At 72.3% G+C, this 12,951-nt stretch carries 10 protein-coding genes; 6 read left to right on the top strand and 4 right to left on the bottom strand.

Annotation, left to right across the window (positions count from 1 at the left end):
- Positions 1–9: 9 nt before the first annotated feature.
- Positions 10–1,167 carry a serine hydrolase domain-containing protein gene (locus ACIGO8_RS00880; RefSeq protein WP_399722374.1) on the top strand — a complete coding sequence of 386 codons (1,158 nt, stop codon included), beginning with the start codon at positions 10–12 and terminating at the stop codon, positions 1,165–1,167.
- Positions 1,168–1,319: 152 nt separating this feature from the next.
- Here the strand turns inward: ACIGO8_RS00880 and ACIGO8_RS00875 are convergent, their stop codons facing one another.
- Positions 1,320–1,937: a YceI family protein gene (locus ACIGO8_RS00875; RefSeq protein ID WP_399722371.1), complete on the bottom strand. Its 618-nt coding sequence runs from the start codon at positions 1,935–1,937 to the stop codon at positions 1,320–1,322.
- A gap of 261 nt (positions 1,938–2,198) precedes the next feature.
- Here ACIGO8_RS00875 and ACIGO8_RS00870 point away from each other — a divergent pair, with 261 nt between their 5' ends.
- The 5 genes from ACIGO8_RS00870 to ACIGO8_RS00850 all read left to right on the top strand — a co-directional run bounded on the left by ACIGO8_RS00870 (position 2,199) and on the right by ACIGO8_RS00850 (position 11,154).
- Positions 2,199–2,708, top strand: a complete 510-nt coding sequence (locus ACIGO8_RS00870) for a hypothetical protein (protein WP_399722368.1) — start codon at positions 2,199–2,201, stop codon at positions 2,706–2,708.
- A 96-nt stretch (positions 2,709–2,804) separates the two neighbouring features.
- Positions 2,805–6,716, top strand: a complete 3,912-nt coding sequence (locus ACIGO8_RS00865) for an endo-alpha-N-acetylgalactosaminidase family protein (protein ID WP_399722365.1) — start codon at positions 2,805–2,807, stop codon at positions 6,714–6,716.
- Between the two features lie 137 nt (positions 6,717–6,853).
- Positions 6,854–9,211 carry a polysaccharide lyase 8 family protein gene (locus ACIGO8_RS00860; protein ID WP_399724218.1) on the top strand — a complete coding sequence of 786 codons (2,358 nt, stop codon included), beginning with the start codon at positions 6,854–6,856 and terminating at the stop codon, positions 9,209–9,211.
- A gap of 143 nt (positions 9,212–9,354) precedes the next feature.
- Positions 9,355–10,938 (top strand): acyl-CoA carboxylase subunit beta, encoded by a 1,584-nt coding sequence (locus tag ACIGO8_RS00855; protein ID WP_399722362.1) that lies wholly within the window; start codon positions 9,355–9,357, stop codon positions 10,936–10,938.
- A gap of 15 nt (positions 10,939–10,953) precedes the next feature.
- The gene (locus ACIGO8_RS00850; RefSeq protein WP_399722359.1) at positions 10,954–11,154 is read left to right on the top strand and encodes an acyl-CoA carboxylase subunit epsilon; all 201 of its coding nucleotides are present in this window, start codon (positions 10,954–10,956) and stop codon (positions 11,152–11,154) included.
- 154 nt (positions 11,155–11,308) lie between these two features.
- On the opposite strand, the gene ACIGO8_RS00845 is transcribed toward ACIGO8_RS00850, so the two are convergent.
- From ACIGO8_RS00845 to ACIGO8_RS00835, 3 genes are all read right to left on the bottom strand, one after another.
- Positions 11,309–11,890 (bottom strand): GTP-binding protein, encoded by a 582-nt coding sequence (locus tag ACIGO8_RS00845; protein ID WP_399722357.1) that lies wholly within the window; start codon positions 11,888–11,890, stop codon positions 11,309–11,311.
- Positions 11,871–12,434 carry a DUF742 domain-containing protein gene (locus ACIGO8_RS00840; protein ID WP_399722354.1) on the bottom strand — a complete coding sequence of 188 codons (564 nt, stop codon included), beginning with the start codon at positions 12,432–12,434 and terminating at the stop codon, positions 11,871–11,873. The genes ACIGO8_RS00845 and ACIGO8_RS00840 overlap by 20 nt, the downstream gene beginning before the upstream one ends.
- A gap of 93 nt (positions 12,435–12,527) precedes the next feature.
- Positions 12,528–12,941, bottom strand: a complete 414-nt coding sequence (locus ACIGO8_RS00835; protein ID WP_128978734.1) for a roadblock/LC7 domain-containing protein — start codon at positions 12,939–12,941, stop codon at positions 12,528–12,530.
- Positions 12,942–12,951: the final 10 nt, after the last annotated feature.

Here is a 12,951-nt window from a genome sequence, read left to right as displayed (position 1 = left end):
AAGGTGCGCATGAGCGAGGTCCACGGCACGGTGGAGCCCGGATTCGAGTCCGTACGGGAGCGGTTCGCCAGCGTCGTCGCCCGGGAGGCCGGTGACGGCGGCGCCCAGCTCGCGGTCTACCACCGGGGCCGGCTCGTGGTCGACCTGTGGGGCGGCGACGGAGTGGACGGCGACGCGCTGCTCGCCCTGTACTCCTCCGCCAAGGGCGCCACCGCCCTGGTCGTCGCCCTCCTCGTGCAGGACGGCGCACTCGACCTGGACCGCACGGTGGCGTCCTGGTGGCCCGAGTTCGCCGCCGAGGGCAAGGGCGGCACCACGCTCCGGGCGCTGCTCGCGCACCGGTCCGGCGCGATCGGCGTCGACGGCGGCTTCAGCCTCGACGAGCTCACCGACGACCGGCTCGTCGCGGCCCGCGTCGCCGCCCACCGCCCGTACTGGGAGCCGGACACGGGCCACGGCTATCACGCGCTGAGCTTCGGCGCCCTGGTCGGCGAGGTGGTCCTGCGGGCCACCGGCCGCACGGTCCAGGAGCACTACGAGGAGCGGATCCGCGTCCCGTACGGCGTGGACTACCACCTCGGCCTGCCCGAGGAGCTGGAGCCCCGCTTCCGCCCGGCGCTGCCGCTGCGGCCCACCGCGGCCCAGCAGGCCTTCCTGGACGCGCGGCCGGCCGCTCCCGGCAGCCTCCTGGCCGTCGCCTTCGACCTGGACGCCGACCCGCCCTTCGACGCCGTCGCGTACGGCAACTCCCGTGCCGTGCACGCCGCGTGCCCGCTCTCCGCCGGCGGCGTCGGCAGCGCGCGGGGCCTCGCCCGGATGTACGCGGCGGTCGCGGGCGAGCTCGACGGGCTGCCGCCGCTGCTGAAGCCCGAGACCCTCGACGAGGTCTCCCGCGTCCACTCCTCGGGCAGGGACCTGGTCACCGGCGAGAAGAACGCCTTCGCCCTCGGCTTCGTCCCGCTCGCCACCCGCCATCCCGAACTGGGCCCGACCGCCGTCGGCCACAGCGGCGTCACCGGTTCCCAGTCCTTCGCCGATCCCTCCCGTGCCCTCTCCTACAGCTACGCCCGCCGCCGCTTCGCCTTCCTCGGCGGCCCGGGCGCCCTGGAGAACGGCCGGCTGATCCGTACGGTGGTGGCGGCCGCGGACGCGCGGTCCGGCGACTGACACGGCGAGCGGACACACGGAGCGCGAACGCCGAGCGGGACCGACGAGCGGGACCGACGAGCAGGAACAGCGCGAACGCCGAGCGCCCGCCTTCCGCGGGGAACGGAGAGGCGGGCGCGCTCAGGAGGGGCCGGGGCGGGCCCCGACGGTCGTCAGGCGGCGTTCTTGACGGCGGAGATGTCGAAGTTCAGCTTGACCTTGTCGCTGACCATGACACCGCCGGTCTCCAGGGCCGCGTTCCAGGTCAGGCCCCACTCGGAGCGCAGGATCTCGGCGTAGCCCTCGAAGCCGACCCGCTCGTTGCCGTAGACGTCGGTGGCGGTGCCGTTGAACTCCAGGTCGATGGAGAGCGGCTTGGTGACGTCCTTGATGGTCAGGTCGCCGGTGACGCGGTACTTGTCGCCGCCCAGGTGCGCGGCCTCGGTGGACCGGAAGGTCATCAGCGGGAACTGCTCGGCGTCGAAGAAGTCGCCGCTGCGCAGGTGACCGTCGCGGTCGGCGATGCCGGTGTCCACGGAGGCGATCTTCACGTCGATGGAGGCGCTGGAGGCGGCCGGGTCGGAGCCGTTCAGCGTCAGCGTGCCCTCGTGCTCGGCGAAGGAGCCGCGCACGTTGGTGACCATCGCGTGACGGACGGTGAAACCGATGCTGCTGTGCGCCGGGTCGATGGCGTACTCGCCGGTCAGGGCGGCGAGCGCCGGGTCGACGGGGAGGGTGGCGACGGCGGTGGCGACGGCGGACTCGTTGTTCTTGCGGCTGAAGAGACCCATGACTGCTCCTTGGGGACGGTGCGCGGGGGAGGCGCTGGCGGGCGCCGGGGTGGCGCTTTGTTGAACCTTCAACGAGATCGACCATAACCCTATTCCGTTCAATTTTCAACATCTCTTCCGGAGAGTCTCTCGAAGTTCACCCGCGCGGCCCCGAGGCCCTCTGGCGGACGCGCGTAGAGCTGCGGCACCATCTCCCTGCGCCATCAGCACCACCTGCACAGCCGTCCCCATCGACACGGTCCACCGCAGGAGGCATCCCCGATGAAGCTCCGCTCGGTCCTCACCGCACTCGCCCTGGTCCTCGGCGCGCTCTTCGCGCCCGGCTTCGGCGTGCTGTCCACCGCCACCGACGCCCACGCCGTCACCAAGATCAGCCACGCCACCGCGACCTCGATGTTCCGCGAGGTCGGCATCACCTGGTCCTCGTCCGGCGGCTGCTCCGACCGCTACAACTCCACCTGTACGTCCTTCGAGCAGCTCAACCTCGCCACCGCCCAGGGCGCCCAGACCCTCAAGCGCGCCAGCGGCTGCGCCCTCAACATCACCGGCGGCACCGAGACCGGCCACGCCAGCGGCACCTACTCGCACTGGAACGGCTACAAGCTCGACTTCAGCAAGTACACCTGCGTCGGCAACTACATCAAGAACACCTTCACCTACATCGGCCTGCGCGGCGACGGCGCGCCGCAGTGGAAGTCCGGCTCGGGCAACGTCTACGCCGACGAGGGCAGCCACTGGGACGTGACCTACTACAACTGCGGCGGCTGCTGAGGCACTTGGACTAACCGGAAGGGGTTGTTGGACTGGAGAGGGCATGCGCGGGCCATCTCGTTGACGGTGCTCCGTCACGCGGGCCAACTAGTGCGCATGTCCCTCGCCACCACACCCCGATTCCGTGCGGCCTGCGCGCTGGCGGCCGCCTCGGCCACCGTGTACGCGCTGGCCGGACCGGCCCTCGCGGCGGGCCCCAGGACCGCCGCCACCGCGACCGCCACCGCCACCGCGGCGTCCGCCGGAGCGGCCGCCACGACCTCCGCCGACTCCGTGGTCATCGGCTCCGACCAGCTCACGGTCGCCGTCGCCGAGGACTTCCCGCGCGTCCTGTCCTACACCGACCGCGCCTCCGGCGCCCGGCTGCTCGGCTCCACCGCCCCGGTCACCCAGGTCGTCCTCAACGGCACCGGCTACGCCGTCCGGCCGAAGGCCGCGCCCGTCGTGACCGCCGACTCCGCCGCGTACACCCTCGTCTTCCCGGCCCTGCCCGGCGTCGAGATCGACGCCCGGATCGGCGTCGGCGGCCGCGCCACCACCTTCAAGGTCACCGCCGTCCGCGACACCGAGACCTTCCGGGTCGGCACGATCGACATCCCCGGCCACGACCTGGTCTCCGTCGGCTCCGGCGACGCCGGGGCCGCCACCGCCTTCACCCGGCTCGACCCCGACTCCACCCGCACCGCCGACGTCTTCACCCCGATCACCGCCGCCACCCCGGCCGAGGCCGCCGCCTCCGGCGCCAGCTACGCGATCGTCAACACCGGCCGGCTCGCCGCCGCCGTCGAGTCCAACTCCTCCTACGACAAGCCCTCCGGCGCCTCGGCCCGCGACGGCGCCCGCTTCTGGCACCAGGCCCGCACCCGCACCACCGACACCGGCGCCACCGAGACCCGGGTCGGCGTCTGGTCCGGCCAGTGGACCTACCGCGGCGCCGGCGCCCCGCAGCCCGAGAGCGGTGACCACCTGCCCTGGGCCAAGGTCGTCGTCAGCCCCGACGCCAACGGCGACGGGACCGTCGACTGGCAGGACGGCGCCGTCGCCTTCCGCACCATCGGCATCAAGGCCCCGGGCAGCGACCAGACCCCGGACCGGGTCATCGCCCACATCCCGTTCAACTTCGCCTCGAACGCCACCCACCCCTTCCTGCGCACCCTCGACGACGTCAAGCGGGTCTCGCTCGCCACCGACGGACTCGGCCAGTTCGCGCTGCTCAAGGGATACGCCTCCGAGGGCCACGACTCCGCCCACCCCGACTACGGCGGCAACTACAACAAGCGCGCCGGAGGACTCGCCGACCTCAACACCCTGCTCAGGGAAGGCAGGAAGTGGGGCGCCGGCTTCGGCGTCCACGTCAACGCCACCGAGGCCTACCCGGAGGCCAGGAACTTCAGCGAGACCCTGGTCGACAAGACCAAGCCCGGCTGGAACTGGCTCAACCAGAGCTACTACATCGACCAGCGCCGGGACGTGAACAGCGGCGACCTCGCCCGCCGCTTCCAGCAGCTGCGCGACGAGACCGACCCCAACCTCTCCACGCTCTACATCGACGTCTACTACACGCACGGCTGGATCGCCGACAAGACGATGCAGGCCGTGCAGGCCCAGGGCTGGAACGTCGCCACCGAGTGGTCCGAGAAGTTCGAGCGCGCCTCGCTGTGGTCCCACTGGGCCAACGACCTCGACTACGGCGGCGCCACCAACAAGGGCCTCAACTCGCAGATCATCCGCTTCATCCGCAACGGCGAGAAGGACGTCTGGAACGACCACCCGGTCCTCGGCCAGAGCGCGCTCGTCGACTTCGAGGGCTGGACCGGCGAGACCGACCACACCGCCTTCACCGCCAACATCTGGCAGCGCGACCTGCCCGCCAAGTACCTCCAGCACCAGCGGATCACCCGCTGGAACGGCAACGACATCACCTTCACCGGCGGCGTCCGCGGCACCCTCGAGAACGGTCGCCGCACCTTCTACGAGGGCGGCCGCAAGGTCCTCGACGGCGACGCCTACCTGCTGCCCTGGGCCGGCGGCACGAAGCTCTACCACTACAACAAGACCGGCGGGAAGACCAGTTGGGCGGTGCCCGCGGGCACCGGCTCCTACACCGTCTACCAGCTCACCGACAACGGCCGCGTAAAGACCGCCACCGTCCGGCCCGCCGGCGGCCGGGTCACCCTCGACGCCGTCGCCGGGCAGCCCTACGTCCTCTACCCGAACCAGGCGCCCGCGCAGCCCGACCCGCGCTGGGGCGAGGGCACCCTCGTCAAGGACCCCGGCTTCAACGACGCCCGGCTCGGCTCCTGGACCAAGGCCGGCACCGTCGTCCGCGACACCGACGCCCAGGGCCGCAACAGCGCGAAGCTCACCGGCTCCGCCACCGCCTCCGTACGCCGGCAGATCACCGGCCTCACACCGGGCGCGCCCTACACCGCCTCCGTCCTCGTCGAGGTCGAACCCGGCAAGACCCGGCCGACCACCCTGTCGATCGGCGGCCGGTCCGTCACCGTCGCCCGCTCCCCACTGGAGGACCGGGTCGCCGCCTCCGACTGGAACGGCACCCGCTTCCAGCGCGCCAAGGTCACCTTCACCGCTCCCGCCACCGGCAGCACGCCGCTGACGATCGAGGCCGCGGGCGGCTTCGCGGCCCAGGTCCGCCTCGACGACGTCCGCATCGTCGCCGGCGGCCCGGCGACCACGGCCGGAGCAGTGGTCCACGAGGACTTCGAGACCGTCGACCAGGGCTGGGGCCCGTTCCTCAAGGGCGACGCCGGCGGCACCACCGACCCGCGCACCCACATCGCCCAGCTCCACGCCCCGTACACCCAGGCCGGCTGGAACGGCAAGGCGGTCGACGACGTCCTCGACGGCGCCGAGTCCCTCAAGTCCCACGACGAGAACAGCGGCCTGGTCTACCGCACCGCGCCCTGGACCGTCCCGATGACGGACGGCCACACCTACCGCGTGGAGTACGACTACCAGTCCAGCCACGCCGGCGCCTACGAGTGGGTCACCGGCTACGACCGTACGACCGGACAGGGCGCGCCCGTCGAGACCCGCCGCACCCCGATCGGGCAGCAGCGCACCACCGCGCACTTCGCGCAGACCGTGACCGCCGGCTGCGGCGACACCTGGACCGGCCTGCGCAAGCGCGCCGACGCACCCGACGGCGCCGACTTCGTCCTCGACCGCTTCACCGTCACCGACCTCGGCCCGGCCGCCGAGCGCGCCGCCTGCGGCACGCTCACCGTGACCGCGCCCGAGACGCTGGAGCCCGGCCGGGCCAACACCGTCACCGCCACCTTCACCAACGACGAGGCCGCCGCCGTCTCCGGCGCCCAGGCGTCGCTGACCCTGCCGGAGGGCTGGATCGCCGAACCGGCCGGGCCCGTCGCCCTCGACCCGGTCGCCGCGGGCGGCACCACCACCGCCGGCTGGCGGGTCACTCCGCCCGTGGACGCCGTCTACCGGCCCTACGACCTGGGCGCCACCGTCACGTACGGCGTCGGCGGCACGCCCCGGAAGCTGACCGCCGCCACCACCGTCCGCACCCTGCCGCCGCCGCCCACCGCCGACGCCTGGGCGAGCGACCTCGACTGGACCTCGGCCGCCAACGGCTGGGGCCCGGTGGAGCGGGACCTGTCCAACGGAGAGACCGGCACCGGCGACGGCGGCCCGCTGCGGATCGGCGGCGTGACCTACGCCAAGGGCCTGGGCACCCACGCACCGGCCAGGGTCCGCTACTACCTGGGCGGCCGGTGCACCTCCTTCACCGCCGAGGTCGGCGTGGACGACGTCCAGACGACCCGGGGCACCGTGCGGTTCGGCGTCCTCGCCGACGGCGTGGAGAAGACCGCGTCGCCGGTCCTCAAGGCCGCCGACTCCGCCTGGTCGCTCACCGCGGACGTCAGCGGCGCCTCGTACGTCGAGCTCGTCGCGGGCGACGGCGGGGACGGCAACGGCAACGACCACGCGGACTGGGGGAACGCGCGCTTCCACTGCGGCGGCTGAGCAAGGGGGACGGGGCAGAAAGCGCTTGTCGTGCTCATTGATTGCGTCGGACGACGGGTGTTACACCGGGCGCCAACCGGTCCCCACCACCTTCCCGGGAGGCTCCCGTGCCCGTCCCCGTCCCCGAGCCCGCGCCCGTGCCCGTCCCCGTCCCCGAGCCCGCCGTCCCCTTCTGGTCCCGCCGCACCTTCCTGACGGCCACCACCGCCGCCGCGGCCGCCCTCGCGCTCGCACCCCCCGCCCACGCCGCCGACGGCGCAGCCGAGGACGAGTTCGAGACGCTGCGGCGGCGCTGGCTCGACCTCCAGCTCGGCTCCGGCTACGACGCCGGGGCCGAGCCCTACGCCTCCCGGCTCGCCGAGACCGGCACCCTCGCCCGCGGCTTCCGGGCCACCATGGCGCCCACCGCCACCTCCCTGTGGCCCGGCTACGCCTTCGACCCGCCGGCCGGCATCACCCAGAGCTACGCCCGGCTGTGGACCATGACCCAGGCCTACGTCCAGGAGGGCACCGGCCTCACCGGCGACGCCGCCCTCCTCGCCGACGTCCTGCGCGGCCTCGACCACCTCTCCGAGCGGATCTACAAGGTGGGCGTTCAGCGCTACGGCAACTGGTGGGAGTGGCAGATAGGTTCGCCACGGCTGCTCATGGACATCGTCGCCGCGCTCCACCCGCTGCTCGGCGCCGACCGGATCGCCGCCGCCTGCGCCGCCGTCGACCACTTCGTGCCCGACAGCGTGCTCGGCTCCTACACCGGCACCTCCACCGGCGCCAACCGCGTCGACCTGTGCCGCTCGGTCGCCCTGCGCGGCGTCCTGGGAGCGAATCCAGCCAAGATCGCGCTCGCCCGCGACGCCCTCTCGCCCGTCTTCCCGTACGTCACCAAGGGCGACGGCCTCTACGCCGACGGCTCCTTCGTCCAGCACACCTGGGTCGCCTACTCCGGCACCTACGGCCAGGTCATGCTCGACGGCCTCGGCCGGCTCTTCACCCTGCTCGCCGGGTCCAGCTGGCAGGTCACCGACCCGAACCGGCAGATCGTCCTCGACAGCGTCGAGCACGCCTACGCGCCGCTCATCTACGACGGCCTGATGATGGACAGCGTCAACGGCCGCGCGATCAGCCGCGGTTACCTGAAGAACGACGAGCGGCAGGTCATGCGCTCCGACCACTTCCACGGCCAGGGCGTCATCGCCGCCGTCGCGCTGCTCGCCGGCGGTGCGAGCCCGGCCGAGCGCGACCGCTGGCACGCCCGGGTGAAGGGCTGGATCGAGCGCGACACCGTCTCCCCGATCCTCGCCGCCCGCCAGTTCGGCGTCGCCGACCTCGCCCGCCTGCACGCCGTGGCCGCCTCGCCCGTCCCGGCCGCGCCCGAACCCACCGGGCACCGGCTGTTCACCGCCATGGACCGGGCCGTGCACCGCCGTCCCGGCTGGGCCGCCAACATCGCCATGGCCTCCGACCGGATCACCCACTACGAGTGCGGCAACGGCGAGAACCCGCGCGGCTGGCACACCGGCAGCGGAATGCTCTCCTGGTGGACCAAGGGCCAGGGCGGCCAGTACACCGACTGGTTCTGGCCGACCGTCGACCCGTACCGGCTGCCCGGCACCACCGTCTCCACCAAGCGGCTCGCCGACCGGGCCGGCGGCGAGTGGGGCGCGCCGCGGCCGGCCGTGAAGTGGGTCGGCGGCACCACCGACGGCGAGTTCGCGGCGGTCGGCCAGCACCTCAAGGGCCTCGGCTCCACCCTGGAGGCCCGCAAGTCCTGGTTCTGCGCCGCCGACACCGTCATCTGCCTGGGCGCCGGGATCACCGCCTCGGACGGCGTGCCCGTCGAGACGGTCGTCGACAACCGCTGCCTCGGCGAGAACGGCACGGCGGCGTTCACCTCCGGGCCCGGCTGGGCGCACCTCGCCGGCCACGGCGGCTGGGTCTTCCCGGCCGGCACCGGAAACCTGCGCACCCTGCGCGAGGAACGCACCGGCGCCTGGAGCGACATCAACACCACCAGCTCCACCGAGCGCCGCACCCGCCGCTACCAGACCCTGTGGTTCGACCACGGTACGGACCCGGTGGACGCCTCCTACGCCTATCTGCTGATGCCGGGCGCCTCGCCGCGCACCCTGGCCGCCCGCGCCGCCGACCCGGGCTGGCTGCGGATCCTCGCCAACGGCGCCGACCGGCAGGCGGTGTCCGTCCCGTCCCTCGGGCTGACGGCGGCCAACTTCTGGCGGGCCGGTACGGTGGACCGGCTCACCGTCTCCGCGCCCGCGAGCGTCCTGCTGCGGCGCACCGGGACCGCGGCGGCGCTGCGGATCAGCGACCCGGCCCGGGCGGGAGCGCCCTTCGAGCTGGTCTGGGACCGGCCGGTGCGGGCCGTGCGCTCCCACGACGCCTCGGTGGAGGTGCTCGGCGCCGGCACGGCGGGCCTGCGGCTGCGGATCACGCCCGGTACCGCGGGCGCCACCCACCGTTGCGAGCTGCTGATGTAGAAACCCTACAATCACATGGGGTGTCTGGCTGTTGACTCGGCCTGGTGGGGCGACGGTTCTGTGAGGCCCCACCAGGAATCGACACGCGAGACTGTACGGAGTGGACGGCGGGGTTTTCTTGCTCGGCTTCGTAGGGTCGGTACATGACCGTTGTGGACCAGATCCCGAGCGAGCCCGCCGACGCCCGAGGCCGGGTGGCCGAGCTGCACGAGCTGCGTGAGCAGGCTCGGCGCGGCCCGAGTGACCGGGCGACCGAGGCCCAGCACGCCAAGGGCAAGCTGACCGCTCGCGAGCGCATCGAGTTGCTGCTCGACGCCGGTTCCTTCCAGGAGGTCGAGCAGCTGCGCCGGCACCGCGCCAGCGGCTTCGGCCTCGAGGCCAAGAAGCCGTACACCGACGGTGTCATCACCGGCTGGGGCACGGTCGAGGGCCGCACGGTCTTCGTCTACGCCCACGACTTCCGGATCTTCGGCGGCGCCCTCGGCGAGGCCCACGCCACCAAGATCCACAAGATCATGGACATGGCCATCGCGGCCGGTGCCCCGCTGGTCTCCCTGAACGACGGCGCCGGCGCCCGCATCCAGGAGGGCGTCTCCGCCCTCGCCGGCTACGGCGGCATCTTCCAGCGCAACACCCGGGCCTCCGGCGTCATCCCGCAGATCAGCGTGATGCTCGGCCCGTGCGCCGGCGGCGCGGCCTACAGCCCCGCCCTCACCGACTTCGTCTTCATGGTCCGCGAGACCTCGCAGATGTTCATCACCGGCCCGGACGTCGTCAAGGCGGTCACCGGCGAGGAGATCACCCAGAACGGCCTCGGCGGCGCCGACGTGCACGCCGAGACCAGCGGCGTCGCGCACTTCGCGTACGACGACGAGGAGACCTGCATCGCCGAGGTGCGCTACCTCCTGTCGATGCTCCCGCAGAACAACCGCGAGAACCCGCCGACCGTCGCCTCCGAGGACCCGGCCGACCGCCGCTCGGACGTGCTGCTCGACCTCGTGCCCGCCGACGGCAACCGCCCGTACGATATGCACAAGGTCATCGAGGAGCTCGTCGACGACGGCGACTACCTGGAGATCCACGAGCGCTGGGCCCGCAACATCATCTGCGCGCTCGCCCGGCTCGACGGCCAGGTCGTCGGCATCGTCGCCAACCAGCCCCAGTCGCTGGCCGGCGTGCTCGACATCGAGGCCTCCGAGAAGGCCGCGCGCTTCGTCCAGATGTGCGACGCCTTCAACATCCCGATCATCACCCTTCTGGACGTACCCGGCTTCCTGCCCGGCGTCGACCAGGAGCACGGTGGAATCATCCGCCACGGCGCGAAGCTGCTGTACGCGTACTGCAACGCGACCGTGCCCCGGATCTCGCTGATCCTGCGCAAGGCGTACGGCGGCGCGTACATCGTCATGGACTCCCAGTCCATCGGCGCCGACCTGACGTACGCCTGGCCCACCAACGAAATCGCGGTCATGGGCGCCGAAGGCGCCGCCAACGTCATCTTCCGCAAGCAGATCGCGGAGGCCGAGGACCCGGAGGCCATGCGGGCCCGCATGGTCAAGGAGTACAAGGCCGAGCTGATGCACCCCTACTACGCCGCGGAGCGCGGCCTGGTCGACGACGTCATCGACCCGGCCGAGACCCGCGAGGTGCTGATCAAGTCCCTCGCCATGCTCCGCACCAAGCACGCCGACCTGCCGTCCCGCAAGCACGGCAACCCGCCTCAGTAAGAGGAGCCCACCGAAGTGACCACGCCTGCCACAGCCAACCTTCTCCGCGTCGAGAAGGGCCACGCCGATCCCGAGGAGCTCGCCGCCATCACCGCGGTCCTCCTCGCCCGCGCCGCCGCCCAGCCGGCCGAGTCCGCCCACCGCGGCCGCTCCACCGCCCGCTGGCGCCGCCTCGAGCGCGAGAACGGCTTCCGCGCCCCGCACAGCTGGCGCTGACGCCAGGGACGCACGAAGGCCCCCGCCGCCCTCCCGGGCGCGGGGGCCTTCGCCGTGTCCCGGCACGCCGCCGTCCGGTGCCCCGGGCACGGGAAAGGGGCCCCGCACCATCCCGGTGCGGGGCCCCTTTCCCGTACACGTAGCCCGTCAGGGACTACCGCAGGCGGGCCATGAGGGCGTGCTCGACGAGGGTGATGAGCGCGCTCTTGGCGTCCGCGCGGTGGCGGGCGTCGGTGGTGATGATCGGGGTGTCGGGGCCGATCTGGAGGGCCTCGCGGACCTCCTCGGGAGCGTACGGCTGGTGGCCGTCGAAGCCGTTGAGGGCGATGACGAAGGGCAGGCCGGAGTTCTCGAAGTAGTCGACCGCCGGGAAGCAGTCGGCGAGACGGCGGGTGTCCACGAGCACCACGGCGCCGATCGCGCCGCGGACCAGGTCGTCCCACATGAACCAGAAGCGGTCCTGACCGGGCGTACCGAAGAGGTACAGGATCAGGTCCTGGTCCAGGGTGATGCGGCCGAAGTCCATGGCGACGGTCGTCGTCGTCTTGTCGCCCGTGTGGGTGAGGTCGTCGATGCCCGCGGAGGCGGAGGTCATCACGGCTTCGGTTCGCAGCGGGTTGATCTCCGAGACCGCGCCGACGAACGTGGTCTTGCCCACGCCGAAGCCACCCGCCACCACGATCTTCGCGCTGGTGGTTGAACGGGCCGCGCCGCCGTTAGAGCTTGCGAAGTCCACTGAGCACCCTTTCGAGCAGTGTCACGTCTGGCTGACCGCCGGCGGCCTCGTCGCCGCCGGGCTGGTGGATGGCGACGAGTCCGGCCTCGGCCAGGTCGGCGACGAGAATCCGGGCAACGCCGAGGGGAATGGAGAGAAGAGCCGAGATCTCCGCGACCGACTTGATCTCGAAGCACAGCCGGCAGATCCGCTGGTGCTCGGGCAACTGCCCCTGCAGCCGGGCCGGATCGGCCGTCGTGCTGACCAGCGCCTCGATGGCGAGCTGGTAACGCGGCCGGGTCCGGCCGCCGGTCATCGCGTAGGGACGCACGAGCGGGTTGTGCCCGCCCGAACCGCCCTGACCGCCCTGCCGGCCGGCCGGTGCGGCGGGCGCACTCGGCGAACCTGCGGGCGTGGGCTGGGTGTGCGGCTGCCGATAGGGCTGCGACATGCCCTGTCTGCTCGGGGCGGAGGGAAAGTTGTAGCGGTTCTGCGCGGTGTCGCCCAGCGGCGCCTGATGCGCGTCGAATCCGTTGTAAGGGCTTCCGCCCGGGGGTGTGCCCACGTCTCCTCCTCCGACTGCCTCGCGGCCCCATGTCCCTTGGAACCGCGCCACCGCACCCTACGGTGCGGTGGCGTGAAACGCACTGTCTGTCTGTTAGTTGAGAAGACTTCCCTGAAGCTCGGCCCGGAGGTCGGGCGTCAGGACGCTTCCCGCGCGGTCGACGAGCAGTGCCATCTCGTAGCCCACGAGACCGATGTCGGACTCGGGGTGGGCGAGCACGGCCAGCGAGGAGCCGTCCGAGATCGACATGATGAAGAGGAAGCCGCGCTCCATCTCCACCACGGTCTGGTTGACCGCACCGCCCTCGAAGATCCGGGACGCGCCCGCGGTCAGCGAGGTCAGTCCGGAGGCGACGGCGGCAAGCTGGTCGGCGCGGTCACGGGGGAAACCCTCGGACATCGCCAGCAGGAGTCCGTCGGCGGAGACCACCACGGTGTGGGACACCCCGGGGGTGTTGTCCACGAAGTTGGTGATCAACCAGTTCAGATTCTGCGCCGCCTGGCTCATCGGGCTCACA

The sequence above is a fragment of the Streptomyces sp. NPDC053493 genome (genome assembly GCF_044544825.1).
Classification (GTDB): Bacteria; Actinomycetota; Actinomycetes; order Streptomycetales; family Streptomycetaceae; genus Streptomyces.
The sequence above is the reverse complement of the archived record's forward strand: the minus strand, read 5'-3'. Positions and strand labels throughout refer to the sequence as shown.